The sequence below is a fragment of the Amycolatopsis nalaikhensis genome, assembly GCF_030264295.1.
Lineage (GTDB): Bacteria > Actinomycetota > Actinomycetes > Mycobacteriales > Pseudonocardiaceae > Amycolatopsis > Amycolatopsis nalaikhensis.
This window is the reverse complement of record NZ_CP127173.1, coordinates 7,339,832-7,357,035: the sequence shown is the minus strand read 5'-3', so window position 1 is coordinate 7,357,035 and position 17,204 is coordinate 7,339,832. Positions and strand designations below refer to the sequence as shown.

20 protein-coding genes are annotated in these 17,204 nt (G+C 73.2%); 3 read left to right on the top strand and 17 right to left on the bottom strand.

Going from position 1 to position 17,204, the window contains the following annotated elements:
- Nucleotides 1-85: 85 nt before the first annotated feature.
- The gene (locus tag QP939_RS35955; protein WP_285459922.1) at nucleotides 86-1,087 is read right to left on the bottom strand and encodes a zinc-binding alcohol dehydrogenase family protein; all 1,002 of its coding nucleotides are present in this window, start codon (nucleotides 1,085-1,087) and stop codon (nucleotides 86-88) included.
- A 14-nt stretch (nucleotides 1,088-1,101) separates the two neighbouring features.
- Entirely contained in the window at nucleotides 1,102-2,832 is a 1,731-nt protein-coding gene (locus QP939_RS35950) for a SulP family inorganic anion transporter (protein ID WP_285450814.1), read from the bottom strand.
- 178 nt (nucleotides 2,833-3,010) lie between these two features.
- Here QP939_RS35950 and QP939_RS35945 point away from each other — a divergent pair, with 178 nt between their 5' ends.
- The 3 genes from QP939_RS35945 to QP939_RS51985 are packed head-to-tail and all read left to right on the top strand — an operon-like array spanning nucleotide 3,011 to nucleotide 4,384.
- Nucleotides 3,011-3,430, top strand: coding sequence for a hypothetical protein (locus tag QP939_RS35945; protein WP_285450812.1), 420 nt, complete (start codon nucleotides 3,011-3,013; stop codon nucleotides 3,428-3,430).
- A gap of 7 nt (nucleotides 3,431-3,437) precedes the next feature.
- A complete protein-coding gene (locus QP939_RS35940) occupies nucleotides 3,438-4,205 on the top strand; it encodes a CorA family divalent cation transporter (protein WP_352248177.1) in 768 nt (255 codons plus the stop codon).
- Complete coding sequence (locus tag QP939_RS51985) at nucleotides 4,202-4,384, top strand: CorA family divalent cation transporter (RefSeq protein ID WP_352248174.1); 183 nt, start codon at nucleotides 4,202-4,204, stop codon at nucleotides 4,382-4,384. The genes QP939_RS35940 and QP939_RS51985 overlap by 4 nt, the downstream gene beginning before the upstream one ends.
- A gap of 8 nt (nucleotides 4,385-4,392) precedes the next feature.
- On the opposite strand, the gene QP939_RS35935 is transcribed toward QP939_RS51985, so the two are convergent.
- From QP939_RS35935 to QP939_RS35865, 15 genes are all read right to left on the bottom strand, one after another.
- Nucleotides 4,393-5,058: a hypothetical protein gene (locus tag QP939_RS35935; RefSeq protein ID WP_285450811.1), complete on the bottom strand. Its 666-nt coding sequence runs from the start codon at nucleotides 5,056-5,058 to the stop codon at nucleotides 4,393-4,395.
- 18 nt (nucleotides 5,059-5,076) lie between these two features.
- Nucleotides 5,077-5,448, bottom strand: coding sequence for a hypothetical protein (locus QP939_RS35930; protein ID WP_285450810.1), 372 nt, complete (start codon nucleotides 5,446-5,448; stop codon nucleotides 5,077-5,079).
- Nucleotides 5,449-5,491: 43 nt separating this feature from the next.
- Complete coding sequence (locus QP939_RS35925; protein ID WP_331659303.1) at nucleotides 5,492-5,860, bottom strand: roadblock/LC7 domain-containing protein; 369 nt, start codon at nucleotides 5,858-5,860, stop codon at nucleotides 5,492-5,494.
- Between the two features lie 267 nt (nucleotides 5,861-6,127).
- Entirely contained in the window at nucleotides 6,128-7,720 is a 1,593-nt protein-coding gene (locus QP939_RS35920; protein ID WP_285450808.1) for a sensor histidine kinase, read from the bottom strand.
- A gap of 85 nt (nucleotides 7,721-7,805) precedes the next feature.
- The gene (locus QP939_RS35915; RefSeq protein WP_285450807.1) at nucleotides 7,806-8,582 is read right to left on the bottom strand and encodes a prepilin peptidase; all 777 of its coding nucleotides are present in this window, start codon (nucleotides 8,580-8,582) and stop codon (nucleotides 7,806-7,808) included.
- The gene (locus tag QP939_RS35910; RefSeq protein ID WP_285450806.1) at nucleotides 8,579-10,579 is read right to left on the bottom strand and encodes a hypothetical protein; all 2,001 of its coding nucleotides are present in this window, start codon (nucleotides 10,577-10,579) and stop codon (nucleotides 8,579-8,581) included. Before QP939_RS35910 ends, QP939_RS35915 begins: the two co-directional genes overlap by 4 nt.
- The gene (locus QP939_RS35905) at nucleotides 10,576-11,202 is read right to left on the bottom strand and encodes a prepilin-type N-terminal cleavage/methylation domain-containing protein (RefSeq protein WP_285450805.1); all 627 of its coding nucleotides are present in this window, start codon (nucleotides 11,200-11,202) and stop codon (nucleotides 10,576-10,578) included. The genes QP939_RS35910 and QP939_RS35905 overlap by 4 nt, the downstream gene beginning before the upstream one ends.
- Nucleotides 11,196-11,636, bottom strand: coding sequence for a type IV pilus modification PilV family protein (locus QP939_RS35900; RefSeq protein WP_285450804.1), 441 nt, complete (start codon nucleotides 11,634-11,636; stop codon nucleotides 11,196-11,198). The genes QP939_RS35905 and QP939_RS35900 overlap by 7 nt, the downstream gene beginning before the upstream one ends.
- Nucleotides 11,636-12,841, bottom strand: a complete 1,206-nt coding sequence (locus QP939_RS35895; RefSeq protein WP_285450803.1) for a type II secretion system F family protein — start codon at nucleotides 12,839-12,841, stop codon at nucleotides 11,636-11,638. Before QP939_RS35895 ends, QP939_RS35900 begins: the two co-directional genes overlap by 1 nt.
- Nucleotides 12,838-14,367 (bottom strand): GspE/PulE family protein, encoded by a 1,530-nt coding sequence (locus QP939_RS35890; RefSeq protein WP_285450802.1) that lies wholly within the window; start codon nucleotides 14,365-14,367, stop codon nucleotides 12,838-12,840. The genes QP939_RS35895 and QP939_RS35890 overlap by 4 nt, the downstream gene beginning before the upstream one ends.
- Nucleotides 14,364-15,452, bottom strand: coding sequence for a type IV pilus twitching motility protein PilT (locus QP939_RS35885; RefSeq protein ID WP_285450801.1), 1,089 nt, complete (start codon nucleotides 15,450-15,452; stop codon nucleotides 14,364-14,366). Before QP939_RS35885 ends, QP939_RS35890 begins: the two co-directional genes overlap by 4 nt.
- A gap of 61 nt (nucleotides 15,453-15,513) precedes the next feature.
- Complete coding sequence (locus QP939_RS35880; protein ID WP_285450800.1) at nucleotides 15,514-15,846, bottom strand: competence type IV pilus major pilin ComGC; 333 nt, start codon at nucleotides 15,844-15,846, stop codon at nucleotides 15,514-15,516.
- A gap of 51 nt (nucleotides 15,847-15,897) precedes the next feature.
- Complete coding sequence (locus tag QP939_RS35875) at nucleotides 15,898-16,293, bottom strand: hypothetical protein (protein ID WP_285450798.1); 396 nt, start codon at nucleotides 16,291-16,293, stop codon at nucleotides 15,898-15,900.
- Nucleotides 16,290-16,769 carry a hypothetical protein gene (locus QP939_RS35870; RefSeq protein ID WP_285450797.1) on the bottom strand — a complete coding sequence of 160 codons (480 nt, stop codon included), beginning with the start codon at nucleotides 16,767-16,769 and terminating at the stop codon, nucleotides 16,290-16,292. Before QP939_RS35870 ends, QP939_RS35875 begins: the two co-directional genes overlap by 4 nt.
- The gene (locus QP939_RS35865; RefSeq protein WP_285450796.1) at nucleotides 16,766-17,203 is read right to left on the bottom strand and encodes a hypothetical protein; all 438 of its coding nucleotides are present in this window, start codon (nucleotides 17,201-17,203) and stop codon (nucleotides 16,766-16,768) included. Before QP939_RS35865 ends, QP939_RS35870 begins: the two co-directional genes overlap by 4 nt.
- Between the last annotated feature and the right edge of the window lies 1 nt (nucleotide 17,204).

Sequence of the window (17,204 nt, the reverse complement as noted above, 5' to 3'; positions counted from 1 at the left end):
TCTCGGTGCGTCGACCCGAAACTAGGACTCCGGCGCCGGTGATCGCTGCGGTCGTTCGTCCCCGCGCCCGGTGACCTTCGGCCACTCACCCGGCCCGCAGCACCGCCGCGCCGTTCACCCGGTCCGCGGCCAGGTCCGTGAGCGCCCGGTCCGCCTCGGCCAGCGCGTACGGCACCGTGCTCACCCTCAGGTGGTGGCCACCGGCGAACTCGAGGAACTCCCGCGCGTCGGCCCGCGTGTTCGCCGTGACGCTGCGGACCTGGCGCTCCTGGAACAAGTGCCGCTGGTAGTTCAGCGGCGGCACGTCGGAGAGGTGGATGCCCGCGATCGCCAGCGTCCCGCCGCGGTCGAGGGCCGCCAGCGCGGGCGGCACCAGCTCGCCGGCCGGGGCGAAGAGGATCGCGGAGTCCAGGGGCTCCGGCGGCGGGTCGGCGGCGCCCCCGGCCGACGCCGCCCCGAGCGCCAGCGCGAGTTCGCGGGCTTCGGCGCTGCGCGTCAGGACGTGCACCGTGGCGCCCCGCGCGATGGCGACCTGCGCGGTCAGGTGGGCGCTGCCGCCGAAGCCGTAGATCCCCAGCCGCCCGCCCTCGGGCACCTCCGCCCGCGCGAGCGCGTGGTAGCCGATCAGCCCGGCGCACAGCAACGGCGCCAGCTCGTCGTCGGAGTAGCCGCCGGGCAACGGCAGCGCGTAGTCCGCCGCGATCACCGCGAACTCCGCGTACCCGCCGTCGGCGTCCCAGCCCGTGTAGCGCGAGTCCGGGCACAGGTTTTCCCGCTCCCGCAAGCAATATCGGCACTTCCCGCAGGTCTCGCGCAGCCAGGCGATCCCCACCCGGTCGCCGGGCGCGAACCCGGCGACGTCCTCGCCGAGCGCGACGACTTCGCCGACGACCTCGTGTCCCGGCGTCACCCCGGGCCGGTGCACCGGCAGGTCGCCTTCCGCGACGTGCAGGTCCGTCCGGCACACCCCGCAGACCAGCACGCGCACGAGCAGCTCGCCCGCGGCGGGCCGCGGCACCGGGGCACGCACCCGGTCCAGCGGCTGCGAAGCCATCGGCCCCGGCCGGGTGACGCGCCAGGCCGTCATGGTCGTCGGCAGGTTCACGGATCGCCCTCCTCGGTCGCCCTCCCGGCCAGCATGCCGCGCTCGCCGGGGTGGCGCGAGACGCCGTCGCGCGCGGCCCAGCCGCGGTAGGCCGCCACCGCTGTCGGCAGCGTCGGGAAGATCCGCTCCTCGCCCACCTTCGCCACCAGCCCGGCGGCGGCGAGGTCGGTGCGCAGGTCCTGCTTCACGCGGGCCATCGCGAACACCACGCCCCGGCGGCCGAGCTCCTCGCGCAGCCGGTCGAGCGCGTCGGCCGCGGTGACGTCCAGTTCCACGTTCGCCTCGGCGTTCAGCACGAACCACCGCGTCGCGCCGTCGGTCGCCGCGAGGGCGCGCCGCCGGAAGTCCTCGGCGTTGGCGAAGCAGAGCGGTGCGTCGTAGCGGTACACGACCAGCCCGGGTTCGGTCCGCGCCGCCGGGTAGTCGTCGACGTCGTGCATGCCGGCCAGGCCCGGCACCGAGCCGAGGATCCCGTCGTGCGGCCGGGCGATCCGGCGCAGGAGGTCCAGAATGGACAGTCCGACGGCGGCGAGCACCCCGGTCAGGACGCCGAGGCCGAGCACGCCCGCCGTGGTGAGCAGCGCGAGCACGAGCTCGCTGTGGCGGAACCGCGCGAACCGCCGCAGCTCCCGGAGGTCGACGAGGTGCCCGGCGGCGAAGACGACCAACGCCCCGAGCGCGGCCTTCGGGAACGCGGCCAGCAGGGGCCGGGCGAACAGCACGGCGAGCACCACCGCGGCGAGCGCGACGAGCGAGTGCAGCTGGGTCCGGCCGCCCACCGCCGCGCCCAGCGCGGTCCGGCTGCCGCTGCTGCTGACCGGGAAGCCGTGCAGCAGGCCGGCGGTCACGTTCGCCGCGGCGAGGGCGCGCAGCTCCTGGTCCGCGTCGATCTCCTCGCCCCGGCGCGCCGCGAACGCCCGCGCGGTGAGCACGTTGTCGGAGAACCCGACGATCGCGATGCCCACCGCGGGCAGCACCAGCTGTTCGACGTCGGCGGCGGAGACGCCGGACACGGCGGGCGGGAGGCCGGCGGGCAGCGCCCCGACGAGGTCGACGTCCGGCAGCCCGGTCACCGCCACGACGACGGTGGCCAGCACCATCGCGACGAGCGGCCCCGGCAGCCACGGGACCAGCCGTTCGAAGAGGACGAGCAGCATCAGCACGGCCACCGCGAGCGCGACGGTCGGCCAGCGCACCTGGCCGAGCCCGCGCGCGAAGGACGCCACCTGCCCGGCGAAGTCCGTGCCGCCGACCGGGACGCCGGAGACCTTCCCGAGCTGGCCGGCCACCATGAGCACGGCGATCCCGGCCAGGTAGCCGGTGAGCACCGGCTTCGACAGCAGTTCGGCGAGCACGCCGAGCCGCGCCAGCCCGGCGGCCAGGCACAGGCCGCCGACCATGAGGGCGAGCACGGCCGCCAGCGCGGCGTAGCGCGGGGCGTCCCCCGCGGCGAGCGGCATCAGGACGGCCGCGGTCATCAACGCGGTCGTCGACTCGGGCCCGACCGAGAGCAGCCGGGACGAGCCCAGCAGGGCGTACACCGCCAGGGGACCGAGCGCCGCCCACAGCCCGGCCACCGGCGGCAGCCCGGCGACTTCGGCGTAGGCCATCACCTGCGGCACGAGGTAGGCGGCGACCGTCACCCCGGCCACGACGTCCCCGCGCAGCCAGGCCCGCCGGTAGCCGCGCAGGCGCGCGAGCCCGGGCAGGAGGGCGGACAGGTTCACGGGATCGAGGATGCGGGGCGGACCCGGGACGGGGCTGGGGCCGGAAGTCCCGGCGCACGGGGACTTCCGGCCGCACCCCACCCGCTGGGTCTTTCGGCCCTCCGGATCGAGGCGGTCCGGCCCTCGTCGCCCGGCTCCGGTGGGCGGAGTCTGGATCACGACGAAAGCGAGGCCCCCGATGACCAGCCAGTCCTTCGCTCCGGCAAGCACCATCGCGCCGATGCCCCGCCGCGACCGGCTCGTCCCCGCCGATCTCGTCGCCGCGCGTTACGCCGACGTCGCCGACCGGCGCTTGGCCGTCACCCTCACCGCGGAAGACCGGTCCGAAGAGGACGGTCTGAACCCGTTGGAGCGCATCACCTGCCGCACCCACCGGCGCTGGCTGCACGACTGCGTCGCCTCGCCGCTGCACGTCGTGGTCGTCACCGGGACCCGGTGGTGCCGCTCGTGCGAACGCGCGCTCACCGTCGCGATCGACCACGTGGCCGGCGACGTCGCCGTGTCCTGCCCGTCCTGCGGCGAGACCCCGGCCACCGCCGCCACCCGCCAGCTGGTCCGCGCCTGCCGGGCCAGCCTCGCCGCCGCGCACGACCGCTGAGCCCGCGATGACGCGCAGCCGGTTGTACCGCAGTGGTGTCCTCGAGCTCGAGGACTTCCCCCTCGCCGACGCCGCCCACCACCTCGCCGACCCGTCGGTGACCCTCTGGCTCGACGTCGGCACGGCAGCCGACCTCGCGGCCCTCGCCGCCGAGCTCGGGCTGCACCCGCTGGCCGTCACGGCCGCGTTCGGCGAAGACCACCAGCGGCCCAAGCTCGTCCGCTACGACCGGCACTCCTTCCTCACCGCCGCCACCGCGCGGGTCACCGGCGACGTCCTGACCGCGTCCGAAGTGGACGCTTTCGTCACCGACCGCGTGCTGCTCACCGTGCACCGCGACGACACGACCGGCCTCGACGCGCTCACCGCGCGCTGGGACAGCACCCCGGAGCTGGCCAAGAGCGGGGCCGCGTTCCTGCTCCACGGCCTGCTCGACCACCTCGTCGACGGCCACCTCGAGGCCGCGCAGGCGCTCGACGAGCAGGTCGAGGTCCTCGAGGACCTCGTGTTCGCCGACCACGTCGACCACACCGGCCTCCAGCGCCGCGCCCTGCGGCTGCGCCGGAGCCTCGCCCGGCTGCGGCACCTGGCCGTGCCGATGCGGGAGATCGTCGGTGCCCTGATGCGCCGCGACGACACCCTGCTGCCCTACTTCCAGGACGTCCACGACCACGTCCTGCGCGTGACCGAGTGGACGGAATCCCTGCGCGAGGAGATCGCGACGATCCGCGAGACCCAGCTGAGCATCCAGGGCACCGGCTCAACACGATCATGAAGAAGGTCACCAGCTGGGCGGCGATCATCGCGGTGCCGACCGCGATCACCGGCTTCTACGGCCAGAACCTCCCCTACCCCGGCTTCGGCCAGGCCTCCGGCGTGTGGGTCTCGACGGCCGCCATCCTCGTCATCTCCGCCACGCTCTACGCGCTGTTCAAACGCCGCGACTGGCTCTGACCGCCCGGTCACGGCAGGACTTCCACCTCCATCCCCATGATCCGCGTGGTCCGGCGGCGCCGTCGCCACCCGCGCCCCGCGCCGCCCGGCAGCTCACCGAGGAACTCCTTGCGCTGCGCCGAGGTCGCCGCGCGCCAGCGCAGCGCCAGCACCGGGCGGACCGGGGCGATGAACGGCCGCACCCGCTCGTGCGCGCCCGCCAGCCGCGTCTCGTATTCGCGGTCCGGCCGGTACGCCAGCGCCAGGTCGATCAACGGCTCGGCGCCGCCCGCCCGGTGGCGGCAGCGGGACAGCATCCGGGCGAGCTCGTCGAGCACCACCCGCACCGTGCCGGGCATCTGGTCCTGCCAGCGCCCGAGGCTCGGGGCGCTCACCGACGCCGCGGACACCTCGTCCGCGAGCACGATCAAGGCCCGGACCGCGGTCCCGGCGAGCTCGGCGCGGATCCGGTGCCCGTCGGCGGACACCGAGAACCGCAGCACGCGGCCGGCCACGACGGCGCCCGACCGCAGCCGGACCCACTCGCCGACCGCGTCGGGCGACGGGCAGGACGACACGAACGTGAACGCCAGCTCGTCGCCCGCCAAGGTCAGCGTGACCGGGAACAGGGACCCGATGTCGTGCATCAACGCCGAGCCGGCGACGAGTGCGGCTCGGGAGCCGCCTCCGGGCATCGCCGTTCCCTCCTCCCGCTACACCTGCAGGTCGGCTTCGATGCGTTTCAGGTAGTGGCGGGCCAGTGCCAGGTTCGCCCGGTCGCGGTCCAGCACCAGGTACAGGAACAACGACGAGCGGACACCCACCGAATGCAGCAACCGGATCAAGTGGTATTGGCGGTGCAACGTGATCAGGATGTCCTCGATCGTGTCGTTGAGCGCCAGCGACGACATGACCCGCAGTTTCGAACGCACGACCTCGGTGTTTCCCGCCGCGGCCACCTCCAGGTCCAGCCAATCGCCGCCGCCGGCGGTGCCGAGGGACATCCCGCTTTCGTAGTCGACCAGCGCCACCCCGACGGCGCCGGTGATCGACATGGCTTCCTTGAGTGCGGTGTCGATGTTCATCAACGTGCCTTTTCCTTTCGTGAACGGCTTGCCTTGAACGGCCCTACGCGGCCAGGATCGTGCCGATCCGCTCGACGACGGGCCCGGTCTCGAACAGCAGGCGCCCGACGTTGAGGCCCTTGTCCCCCAGCACGACCATCAGCGCCAGCCTGCCGATGGCGTAGACGGCCATGTACCCGTCGCTGCTGAACACCACGGTCTGGCTCAGCGTGCCCTTCCCGGTGATTTCCGCGGCCTGGCGGGCGATCCCGAGGTCGGCCGCGGCGAGCGCGGAGATCTTCGCCGGGTCGATGTCGTCGGCCGCGTCGGCGATGATCGGGATCCCGTCGACCGCGGCCAGCACCGTGTCGGTCACCCCGGCGACGCTTTCCCGGAGAGAGCGCAGCTCACCGGCCAGTGCTTCGAAGTCCACTGTTCTTTCTTTCTGCATCGGAACGGCTGTGGGTCGGGAAAGAGAATTCTCGTGACGTTTCGGCAATTACCCGGGAATCGTCCACCTGGCGGACGTCAGCCATTCGAGGTCGCTTTCCGCTGAGCGACCATACCGGCAACGCCAGTTCCCGCCAATGAGCACTCCACCCTCCGCGTCAGTACTACACGATCGAGTGAAACGCATTACCGGTCCCGGCGGAAACAAATTGACGCGTCCGTGAATCACCGATGCCGGGGGACGCCCGTTTCAAATTCTCGGGCGCGCGGGCGCGAGCGGCCGTTCCCAGGTCACGACCGTGCCGCCGCCGGGGCGGGCGGCGGTCGTCAGCTCCCCGCCGTGCCGCGCGGCCCGCCCGCCCGGCTCGGCAGGCGGCGTGCCGTCGTCTTCGACGCGCGCGTGGAGGCACCCCGGTTCCGGCCGCAGCTCGACGGTCACCGTGACGTGGCCGGCCCCGGGGTGCTTGGCCACATCGGTCAACGCCGCGTCCAGCACGGCCAGGAGCTGCTTGCCCGCTTCCGCGTCGAGCGCCGCGTCGAGTGTGCTGTCGACCCGGGTCGTCGTGGCGACGCCCAGCGCCTCCGCGGCCGTGTCGACGAGGTCCTGGACGCGGCGGTGCAGCGCACGCCGGCGCGCGGGCCCGGCCGGCGGGAACACCGCCGAGTTCAGCTGCCGGATGACGTCGTCCACCGCGCGCACCGCTTCCCGCACCCGGCGCGCGGCGGCTTCGCGCTGGATGATCTTCAGGGTCGCGGTCAGTCCCATCCCGATGCCGGTGAGCCTGCCGACGACGGCGGTGTTGAGCTCGCGGGCGATCCGCTCGCGGTCGTCGAGCACCGACAGCCGGACCGCGTCGCGCCGCCGTTCGGCCAGCTCCAGCGCGAGCGCGGCCTGCGCGGCGAACAGTTCCAGCGACCGCACCACCCGGGCGGCGGCGACCGGGCGGCCGGGGACGTTGACCACGGCCAGCACCCCGCGCACGGCCCCGGCCGGGCCCAGCGGGACGGCCACCGCCGCCCCCACGGCGACGTCGGCGGGCAGTCCGGCGTCGCGCGCCGCCTGAGCCGCGTCCTCGCTGATCGCGGACCGGCCGGACCGGAAGACGCGCACGCTCAGCGGTTCGGCGCCGTGCTGCTCGCCGAGGGGCAGGCGCAGGGCCCGGTAGGCGGCCGACTGCGCGCCCGCCGCGGCGGCGGTCACCAGGTGCGTGCCGTCTTCGTCGGGCGCCAGGAGCACCGTCTGGTCGACGTCGGCGATCTCGCGGGCCCGCGCCGCGATCTGCTCCAGGACCGCACCGGGAGGCGTGTCGGCCAGCAGCGCCGTGGCGATGTCCGCGGCGGCTGCCAGCCGCTGGTTCGCCTGGTGCAGCTCCCGGCTGCGGGCGAACACCTCGGCCTGCCGGGCCTGCACCTCCCCCGCCTCGTCCGGCCCGGCCGAAGGCAGCTGGTGCAGGAAGTCGGTGACCTCCTCGACGCGGTGCAGGATCAGCCGCACCGAGCCGTCGGCGTCGAGGACCGGAGCGTTGACCGGGCTCCAGTAGCGTTGTTCGACCAGGTCGGGACGGCCGGGGACGGCCACGTCGTAGCGCTGCAGCGCCATCGCGTGCCGCTGCCGGGTCGTCAGCACCCGCTCGAGGGACACCCGCAGGGCCCGCGCGCCGCGGGGGTCGTCGGGATCGTCCGGGAAGGCCTCGAAGACGTCGTGCCCGACCAGGTCCGCGCGAGCGCGGCCGGAGACCGCCTCGTAGGCGTCGTTGACCGCGAGGATGACGAACTCACGGGACAGCACGGCGGTCGGTGAAGGACCGGCCAGGAACACCGCCTCGAAATCGACTCGCGCCATCACGCCCTCGTTTCCCCGGTGTGCGCCGGATCGTCGAGGTTCACCTTGGCCCGCCCGGCGGGCCCGCGCCAGAGCCGCCCGGGCGTCAGCGCGCGATCGCGCCGACGAGCTCCCCGTAGGCCGTCCCGAGCGGCCCGGCGGCGAACACCGCCAGCAGCGCCCCGCCGAGCATGAACGGCCCGAACGGCAGCGCCGTCTTCCGGCCGCCGCCGGACGCCAGCACCGCCACCCCGGCGACCGCGCCGAGCAGGAACGCCGCGAACGCGCCGATCACCAACGCCGACCACGACAGGTAGGCCAGGATCCCGCCCAGCACCCCCGCCAGGCGGACGTCACCGAAGCCCATGCCCGCCGGGTACACCACCGCCAGGAGCAGGTAGCCGCCGAAGAGGGCCGCGCCGCCCACCGCCGCGCGGGCCAGTGACCACCAATCGCCCTGCCACCACGCCGACGCCGTCAGCAGTACGGCCAGCACCGGGTAGGCGGGCAGCACGAGCGCGTTCGGCAGGCGCCGCGTGTCGACGTCGATCAGCGCCAGCGCGAGGCCCGCCGCCGCGAGGTACAGGAACGCCGGGAGGTCCGGGAGCGGCAGGCGGAGCGCGAGCACCGCGAACAACCCCGCCGTACCCAGCTCGACCAGCGGGTAGCGCACGCTGATCCGGCCGCCGCAGCCCGCGCACCGGCCGCGCAGCAGCAGCCAGCCCAGCACGGGCACGTTGTGCCGGGCCCGGATGCCCGCGCCGCACCCCGGGCACCGCGACGGCGGGCGGACCACCGACTCGCCGCGCGGCACCCGGTGCACGACGACGTTGAGGAACGAGCCGACGAGCAGCCCCAGCACGGCGGCGGCGACGGCGATCACCGGGCACCCGACCAGCTCAGCACCGACACCTGCCGCTTGCCCGGCACCGGGTTCGTCGGATCACCGTCCACATAGGCCACCCGCGCCCGCGCGGCCGCCGTCCCGCTCGGCGCGCACGCGCCCGCGCCCGGGCAGACGTAGGCGCTCAGGTAGACGCCGAACACGAACCCCGGCGAGTCGTCCGGCACCTCGATGATCGGGCCGGAGAACGTCACGCTGCCGGTCAGCTTCACCCACAACGACCGGGCGATGACGCCGAAGCGGAAGATCGGCTCGGCGGCGTTGTTGAGCGTCATGTCCAGTGCCGCCTTGGGCGCGTAGGTGGTGCCCTGCACGTAGAACCGGTTGCCCGAGTTGTTCACCGACGTCACCAGCGCACACGCGGCGCTCGTGGTGTACGGCAGCTGGGTGCAGCCGCTTCCGGCGCGCAACGCGGGCGGGGTGTAGGTGAGCTCGAGCTGGAGGGCGTCCAGCCGCTCGATGCCCTTGTGCCGCACGGCGGCGGTGTAGCTCAGCTGCGCACCGGTGAAGGCCCCGTCGTAGACCTGCTGCGCGAGCGCGCTCGTGACGTCGACGAAGTCAGTGTGCGTCGCATTGTCGCCGTAGGACGGCACTCCGGCCGTGGTCGACCCCAGCTGCACCGACAGGTTGTCCTGCGTGGACCCGTTGTCGTTGCCGTGCACCACGCGCACGCGGGCGGCGCTGAGGATCGACCCCGCCGGGATCGCCGCGGTCGGCGTGTACCCCGTGGTGGCCAGGGTCGCGCTCTGGGCGCCACCCGCCGTGTTGACCCAGGTCGCCGCGTTGCCGTCCACTGTGGACACCTTGGCGGGCGTGGCGTCGGTGAAGGCGCCGGGCGTGACCCCGGTCGGCGCGAGCGTGGCCGTCACCGGGGCTTCCGCGCCCGAGGTGAGCCCGTACAACGCGACCGGCGGCTTCGACCCGCTGTAGGTCCCGCAGATCTCGGCCTGCCCGGCCTTGACCGCCAGCCGGCTGTCGCCACCGAAGACGAACTGGACGCCGACCGCGTTGGCGTCCTCGATCGGGTTGTCGCAGGCGCCCGGGATCTTCGCCGGGACCGACGGCGTCGCCACGATCCGGCCGCTCTCGTCCACCGGTGTGCCGCCGACGAGGTAGCCGTTGTCGATCGTCCACACGTCTTCGCCGTTGGGCAGCGACGGCGGGCGGACCGCCGCGTTGTTGTGGAAGTCGAAGTAGTACGTGCCCGGCTTGAACCACCACGTGCTGTCCTTGCACTTGCTGCTGCTCGACATCATCGCCGAGAGCCCGGCGGCGTCGTCGTAGTAGCCGGGGGTGAAGGTGACCAGCGAGCCCGCCTTGGTGCACGGCGGCAGGGACTGGCGCGGCGGCACGGACGTCAGCGCGGGCGCGTACCCCGGGTCCGCGCCGGCGCTCGACCCGCCGTAGCCGCAGGACGCGGCGGGCGTGCTCCGGATGGTGCCCGCGCACGCGCCCTTCGCGTACACCGCCGTGTTCGTGTCGAGCGAGCCGTTGACCACGTTGATGTTCGAGTTCGAGTAGACGACCCCGTGGACCCGGAACGACGACCCGGTCGGCTGCTGGATGTTCAGCCCGTCCTCGCCGCCCGTGCCGAGGGTGAGAATCGCGTTGCCCGGCCGGTTGCAGACGCTCAGCGACTGGCACTGGATCAGCACCTTCGCCGGGTCGGCGGTGCACGAGACGGCCGCCGAGTCGGCACCGCCGAACGCCGGGAGCGTGAGCGTGTCGGAGCCGCCGAAGCAGTGCTGGCCGGGCGCGCCGGTGAAGCCGCTGTTGCGGATCTGGTTGATGGCCGCCTGCAACGCGCCGTCGGCGGTGTACGCCGAGGCCGCCTGGTCGCGCAGGTTCACCGTGGTGCGGACGCTCGTGTCGGCGAACGACAGCACCGCGCCCAGCACCACGGCGATCACCGTGACCAGGACGAGCACCAGCGGGAGCGCGGCTCCGCTGTCGTCGTGGACCCACCGGCGTTTCATGACTGCCTCCGCTGGCCGAACAGAGTGACGGGATAGGGGTCGGCGTCGCCGGCGGCGGCGGTGAAGGAGAGCTTCACCCACTGCGGGACGGCGGCGGCGGTGCACGTGCTGCTGCAGGCCACGACCGCGCTGCCCGGCGCGACGTTGTGGGCGACCACCGCGTCGGACGCCGGGGCCGCGGAACCCACGCAACGCAGGCGGTGCAGCTCGGTCCCGGCGAGGTAGTAGGCGACGACCACCGTGCGGCGGGTCGCCGCCGGGGTGCTGGTGTCCCAGTCGTCGGACAGCAGCCGCAGCACCGAAACCGGCGTCGCGGCATTGCCGCAGACCTGGCCACCGGCGTCGTGGGCGGCGTCGAGCTGGACCGACGGCGAGAACGGGACCTCGCCGTTGGCGATCTGGCCGGAGTAGTCGCGCAGGCCGGTCGTGGCGACGTCCTGGGCGAAGAACGCCGAGCTCTGCTGGGCGTCGTGCGACAGCTCCAGCCGGCGGGAGGTGGCGTCGGTGGTGCGGATCGACAGCATCACCGCGGTGGCGACCGGCGCGACGACCACGCCGAGCAGCACGACCACGATCAGCAGCTCGACCAGGGTGAACCCGGCGTCGGACCGGCGGCTCAGCACAGCGCGTCCTTCAGCCCGCAGCCGCGCCGCACCACGACGGTCAGCTGTTCGCTCGCCCGGCCGTCGGTGCTCGCGACCCGCACGTTCACCTGCTGCAGCCCGCTGTCCGCGCCGCAGCTGCTCCCCCAGGCGGTCCCGGACCAGTACCGCACCGACGTCACCGAGGTGGTGAAGCCCGTGGGTGCGGTGTAGCCCGGCGGCGTGGCGTAGCTCGACGGCGACGCGCACAGCACGTAGCCCCCGGCCAGCACCTTGTGCTCGATCGCCTCGCCGAAGTCGCGCGCGGCGGTGCCCGCGGTCGCCTGCTTGCGGTGGACGTCGGACATCAGCACGCCGACGCCGATGCCGCCGACGATCGCGACCACCGCGATGCCGAGGATCGCCACCGCGATCAGCAGCTCGAGGAGCGTCTCGCCCCGGTCGTCGGTCTCCATCAGACGTGCACCTGGTTGAAGATGCCGTACATCGCCGACACGAGCGCGACGGCGACGAACCCGACGAGCAGGCCCATCACGACGATCACGGCCGGCTCGAACAGCGCGGTGAGCTTCTTCAGCCGGTAGTCGAGCTCGCCTTCGTAGTACTGGGCGGTGACTTCCAGCTGCGTGTCCAGGGTGCCGGTGTCCTCGCCGACGCGGATCATCTGCGCGGCGGTCACCGGCAGCAGCCCGGATCCGGCCAGCGGCCGGGCGAGCCCTTCGCCTTCGAGCACGGCCTCGCCGACCCGGCCGAGCGCGCGCATGAACACCCGGTTGCGCAACGACTCCGTGGCGACGCGCAAGGCTTCCGGGAGTGGCACGCCGGCACTGACCATCGAGGACAGGATCCGGCAGAACCGCTCGACGAGCGCGTGCCGCACGGTGGGCCCGATCGCCGGGAGGCTCAGCACGACCCGGTCGCGGGCGTAGCGGCCGGACGGCGTGCGCACCACGGCGAAGTACAGCAGGCCGAGAGCGAGGACACCGCCGAGCAGCGCCCACCACCACGAGCCGAGGAAGTCGGTGATGGCCAGCAGGATGCGGGTGGGCAGCGGCAGCGTCGCGTGCAGGCTGGCGAAGAACGTCTTGAACCGCGGCAGCACGAACGTCGCCAACACGACGACCGTCACCACGGACATCAGCGCGATCATCGCCGGGTAGATCATCGCGGCCTTGATCCGCCGCCGGGCTTCGAGGTCGCGTTCCAGGTAGTTCGCGAGCTGGTCGAGGACGACGTCGAGCTGCCCGCTCAGCTCGGCCGAGCGCAGGATCTCGCGGTAGAACTCCGGGAAGACCTTCGGGTGCCGGTCGATGCAGTCCGACAGCCGCTCGCCGCCGCGCAGGCCCTGCTCGACCTGGCGCAGCATCCGGGCCACGGTCGAGTTCGCCGCCTCGTCGCCGAGGATCCGCACCGCGTCGATCAGCGGCAGCCCGGCCCGGACGAACGCGCCGAGCTGGCGCGAGAGGTGCATGACGACCTCGCGCTTGACGCGAGGCGCGGTCAGCTCGAGCTGCAGCACGCTCTTCTTCTCGGTGAGCTCGATGTCCCGCAGCTCGCGTTCGTACAATGCGAGCACCGCGGAATCGGCGTCGGCGGCCTTCTGGACACCGCTCGTGCGCGTGCCGTCCGGGCCGGTGGCGACGTAGGCGTAGCGGTTCATCGCGCCCCTCCGGTGAGGTAGATCGACCGCAGCACCTCGGCCGGGGTGGTGACGCCCTCGGCGATCAGCCGCAGCGCTTCGTCCTGCAGCGTCCGCATGCCTTCCTTGCGGGCCAGCTCGTGGACCTCGCGGTGCGGGGCGCTGTCCAGCACCAGCGAGCGGATCCCTTCGCTGACCGGCATCAGCTCGTAGACGCCGGTGCGGTCGAGGAACCCGGTCCGCGCGCAGAAGTTGCAGCCGGCCCCGCGGACGAACCCGCCCGCGGGCTCCTCCGCGCCGAGGGAGTCCATGAAGGACAGTTCTTCGGCGGACGGCTCGTAGTACTCGCGGCAGCGCAGGCAGATCCGCCGGACGAGCCGCTGCGCGAGCACCGCGGTGACCGACGACGCCACGAGGAAGCCCTCGATCCCCATGTCCAGCAACCGGTGCAGCGCCGACGCGGCGTCGGTCGCGTGCAGCGACGAGAGCACGAAGTGCCCGGTCAGCGCCGACTGCACGGCGATGCGCGCGGTGTCGGCGTCGCGGACCTCGCCGACCAGGATGACGTCCGGGTCCTGCCGCAGGATCGACTTGAGACCGTCGGCGAAGGTGACGCCGGTCTGCTCGTTGATCTGGATCTGGTTGATCGAGGACATGGTGTACTCCACCGGGTCCTCGATGGTCATGATGTTGCGCTCGGCGCTGTCGAGCTCGCCGAGCGAGCCGTAGAGCGTCGTGGTCTTGCCGCTGCCGGTCGGCCCGGCGCAGATGACCATGCCGTAGGGCGACTGCAGCACCGACGCGTAGCGCGTGGCCGTGTCTTCGGGCATGCCGAGCTGCCGCAGCCGGAACAGCGGGCGGCTCTTGTCCAGCAGCCGCAGCACGATCTTCTCGCCGCCGACGACCGGCGTGCTCGCCACCCGGATGTCCACCGGGCGGTCTTCGACGTCCATGCTGATCTGGCCGTCCTGCGGGCGGCGGCGCTCGACGATGTTCATCCCGGCGAGGATCTTGATCCGGCTGACCACCGCCGGGCCCATCGAGCCGGGCAGGTCGAGGACGTCGTGGAGCACGCCGTCGATGCGGTAGCGCACGCGCACCCGCTCGGCCTGCGGCTCGACGTGGATGTCGGAGGCCCGGTCGCGCAGCGCCTGCGTGATCATCAAGGAGACGACGTGCACCACCGGCGCGTCGTCGTTCGCGGTGGCCGGGCCGTCGGAGCGGACGGCGTCGCGGCGCACGGCGTCCCGGGCTTCGAACGCCTTGACCTGCTGGTCGATGCCGGTGAGGGCGCGGAAGGTGCGCCCGATGGTGGCGACGATGTCGGCCGGGTCGGCGACGGCGACGGTCACCGGGCGGCCGAGCACCTGCTGCAGCGCGGGTGCCGTCGCCGGGTCGGCCACCGCGACCAGCACGGTGTCTTCGCGCACGACCAACGGGATCGCGCAGAGCTCGCGGGCCTTGGCCTCGCCGAGCAGCTCGGCCGCGGCGCGGTCCGGCGTCACCGTGCGCAGGTCGACGGTGCGGGGCTGGGTGCGGAGTCTCATGCCGGCACCCGCCGCGGCCGGGGACGCGGGTCGATGTCCTGCGGGTGGAGGCTGCGCGCGGCCGCGTCGGCGGGCGAAACGAGCCCGGCGGCGACCAGTTCGGAGAGCGACTGCTCGAGCGTCACCATGCCTTCGCGGTGCCCGGTGACCAGCACGTTGCGCAGCTGGTGCGGCTTGCCCTCCTTGATGAGGTTGCGCACGGCGGTGTTCGCGACGAGCACCTCGAAGGCCGCGACCAGCCCGCCGCCGACGCGCGGCAGCAGCCGCTGGTAGACGATCCCGGTGAGGGCGGCGGCGAGCTGGACGCGCACTTGCTCCTGCTGGCCCGCCGGGAAGACGTCGATCATCCGGGCGAGGGACTGCGCGGTGTCGTTGGTGTGCAGGGTGGCGAACACGAGGTGGCCGGTCTCGGCGATGGTGAGCGCGAACCGGATGGACTCGAGGTCGCGCATCTCGCCGACGAGCAGGACGTCGGGGTCCTCACGCAGCGCGCTGCGCAGGGCGGCGGGGAACGACTCGGTGTCGGTGCCGACCTCGCGCTGGTTCACCGCGGAGCGGCGGTGCTCGTGGACGTACTCGATCGGGTCCTCGACGGTGAGGATGTGGCAGGCGCGCTCCCGGTTGATCCGGTCGATGACCGCGGCGAGCGTCGTGGACTTGCCGGACCCGGTCGGCCCGGTGACGAGCACGAGGCCCTGGTGCCGCCGGGCGAAGTCGCCGAGCACCGAGGGAAGGCCGAGCTCGGTCATGTCGGGGATCCGGCGCGGGATCATCCGCAGCGCGACGACGGTGTCGCCGCGCTGGGTGAAGGCGTTGCCGCGAACGCGGGCGTGGTCGCGCCAGCTGAAGGAGAAGTCGAATTCGTGGGCGGCGCGCCAGGAGCGGGCCTGGTCGTCGGTGAGCAGTTCGGCGAGCAGGGCATCGGTGTCGTCGCCGGTGAGGGCGGGGTGGCCGGGGACCGCGGAGAGATCGCCGTGCACGCGCAGCTGGGGTGGCAGTCCGGCGGTGAGCAGCAGGTCGGTGCCGCGCGCCTGCCAGAGTGCGTCGAGCAAGCCGTCGACGCGGCTGCCGGTGAGGGTGAGCATGGGTCTCCTCCGGGGCGAGGGGGTCCGCGGGGGTGGGTCGTCCCACCCCCGCGGAAGGGGGTCAGGCGCAGGCGGCGGTGACGGCGCCGGTCCCCGCGTTGTAGGTGATCGTGTAGGGCGCGTCAGGGTCCGGCAGGTCCTTGATGTAGTTCCCGTCCTTGAGAAGCTGCAGGGTGCCCGGGTAGGCGTGCTCGTGGGCGTAGTACGCCTCCACCGCCGTCTGGACGGTCTTCAGGTCCGTCTTGCAGGCGGCGTTCTTGCCCTCGTCGTTGAACGCCTGCACGGCGAACACGACGACCCCGGCGAGGACACCGAGGATCACGACGACGATGAGCAGTTCGATCAGGGTGAAGCCGTCCTGGTTGGTGCGGGCGGCACGCAGTCTTTCCAACATGTCTTTTCCTTCTGTTCAGGGTTTGCCGAGGTCTTCAGGTGTGGTGCGGGGTCAGCAGGCGGCCACCTCCCCGGACCTGGTGCCGTGCCAGGTCCCCGCCGAGGCGCGGACGCTGACGAACGCGGGCTTCGCGGTGAGGCCGGTGAGGGTGACGCTGGTACCCGTCGCCGTGGCGATGACCGACGGAGGCTTTCCCGCGTTCGTCGCGGCGTAGATGTCGAACTGCGGTGGCAAGCTGCCGGTGTAGCTCCAGTCGAGGGAGAGCGAGTAGCTGTTGCCGGTGCAGGTCTTGGCGTTCACGGTCGGCGTTCCGGGGACGACGAGCTTGATCGCCTTCGCCGCCGCCGTGCCCGGACCGCTCTTGACCCAGGCCGCTTCGGCGCCCGGCGTCACCAAGCCGGTGAGCGCGAGCGTGCACGCGGCCGCTCCGATCAGGACGCGGCTCACGAGCTCGCCACCGTCACGGTCACCGGGATCGAGAACACCGCGCCCTGGCAGCCGTCGTCCACTGTGGACGCCATGGCGACCGCGTCGGGCAACGTGATCGTCGCGTTGCCGTCCGCGGCCACCGCCGTCTGCGGGGTCTGCTCCCGCCAGGTGATGCCCGTCGCCGTGCACGGACCGATACCGCCGGAACCGGTCGGCGCACCGGTCCCGGCGGCCACCCTGGTGACCACCACCGGATAGGGATTGGGGTTGTTCACCAGGAGCTTCGCGGTGCCCAGCGCACCGGGGTAGAGCAGGCCGGTGGTGATCGCCGACGCGTCCACCGTGCCGGTCGTCGGCGCCGTGGCGGTGCCGGCCTTCGCCGTCGCCGTGCCCGAGCCGGAGCTCGTCCACGCCGCGACGGCGATCCCGCCGCCCAGCGTCGCGCCGACCACCGTGGTGACCACGAGCACGCGGCGCAGGGTCGGGTTGTTCATGGCTTGACCGCCGTTCCTGTGTACGTCAAGGGAAAGGTGAGCCCGCGGCACGCGTCGGGCGCGCCGGGGACCATGTGGGTGGTGAGCGCGACGTCGGCCGTGCCGTCGCCGGTCACCGTGACGGGCGTCGCGAGCGGGTCGACCCGCACCGACGACGCCGGGCAGGCCGGGACGGGCTTGCCCGCGCCGTCGACGGGCCGTCCCACCGCGGCGGCGACCGTCCGGACGAGGATCGGGAAGTTCTCGGCGTTCTTCAGCCGGATCCACCGCGTCCCGGTCGCGCCGGGCACCAGCGCGGTGGCGCGGCCGGGGACGTCGGTGATGCCGAACGGCTTGATGCCGGTGCCGTTCGCGGCCGGGGCCACCGCCGAGGGCCCGGCCGCGAACCCGGCGAGCGCGACCACCGCGAGCGCGCCGAGCCACCACTTGGACATC

Bases quoted from the DNA above. Each gene is read 5' to 3' on its own strand.
- QP939_RS35955 (WP_285459922.1), bottom strand. From the start codon at position 1,087: ATGACGGCCTGGCGCGTCACCCGGCCGGGGCCGATGGCTTCGCAGCCG.
- QP939_RS35945 (WP_285450812.1), top strand. From the start codon at position 3,011: ATGACCAGCCAGTCCTTCGCTCCGGCAAGCACCATCGCGCCGATGCCC.
- QP939_RS35940 (WP_352248177.1), top strand. From the start codon at position 3,438: ATGACGCGCAGCCGGTTGTACCGCAGTGGTGTCCTCGAGCTCGAGGAC.
- QP939_RS51985 (WP_352248174.1), top strand. From the start codon at position 4,202: ATGAAGAAGGTCACCAGCTGGGCGGCGATCATCGCGGTGCCGACCGCG.
- QP939_RS35935 (WP_285450811.1), bottom strand. From the start codon at position 5,058: ATGCCCGGAGGCGGCTCCCGAGCCGCACTCGTCGCCGGCTCGGCGTTG.
- QP939_RS35930 (WP_285450810.1), bottom strand. From the start codon at position 5,448: ATGAACATCGACACCGCACTCAAGGAAGCCATGTCGATCACCGGCGCC.
- QP939_RS35920 (WP_285450808.1), bottom strand. From the start codon at position 7,720: ATGGCGCGAGTCGATTTCGAGGCGGTGTTCCTGGCCGGTCCTTCACCG.
- QP939_RS35910 (WP_285450806.1), bottom strand. From the start codon at position 10,579: ATGAAACGCCGGTGGGTCCACGACGACAGCGGAGCCGCGCTCCCGCTG.
- QP939_RS35900 (WP_285450804.1), bottom strand. From the start codon at position 11,636: ATGGAGACCGACGACCGGGGCGAGACGCTCCTCGAGCTGCTGATCGCG.
- QP939_RS35895 (WP_285450803.1), bottom strand. From the start codon at position 12,841: ATGAACCGCTACGCCTACGTCGCCACCGGCCCGGACGGCACGCGCACG.
- QP939_RS35890 (WP_285450802.1), bottom strand. From the start codon at position 14,367: ATGAGACTCCGCACCCAGCCCCGCACCGTCGACCTGCGCACGGTGACG.
- QP939_RS35885 (WP_285450801.1), bottom strand. From the start codon at position 15,452: ATGCTCACCCTCACCGGCAGCCGCGTCGACGGCTTGCTCGACGCACTC.
- QP939_RS35880 (WP_285450800.1), bottom strand. From the start codon at position 15,846: ATGTTGGAAAGACTGCGTGCCGCCCGCACCAACCAGGACGGCTTCACC.
- QP939_RS35870 (WP_285450797.1), bottom strand. From the start codon at position 16,769: ATGAACAACCCGACCCTGCGCCGCGTGCTCGTGGTCACCACGGTGGTC.
- QP939_RS35865 (WP_285450796.1), bottom strand. From the start codon at position 17,203: ATGTCCAAGTGGTGGCTCGGCGCGCTCGCGGTGGTCGCGCTCGCCGGG.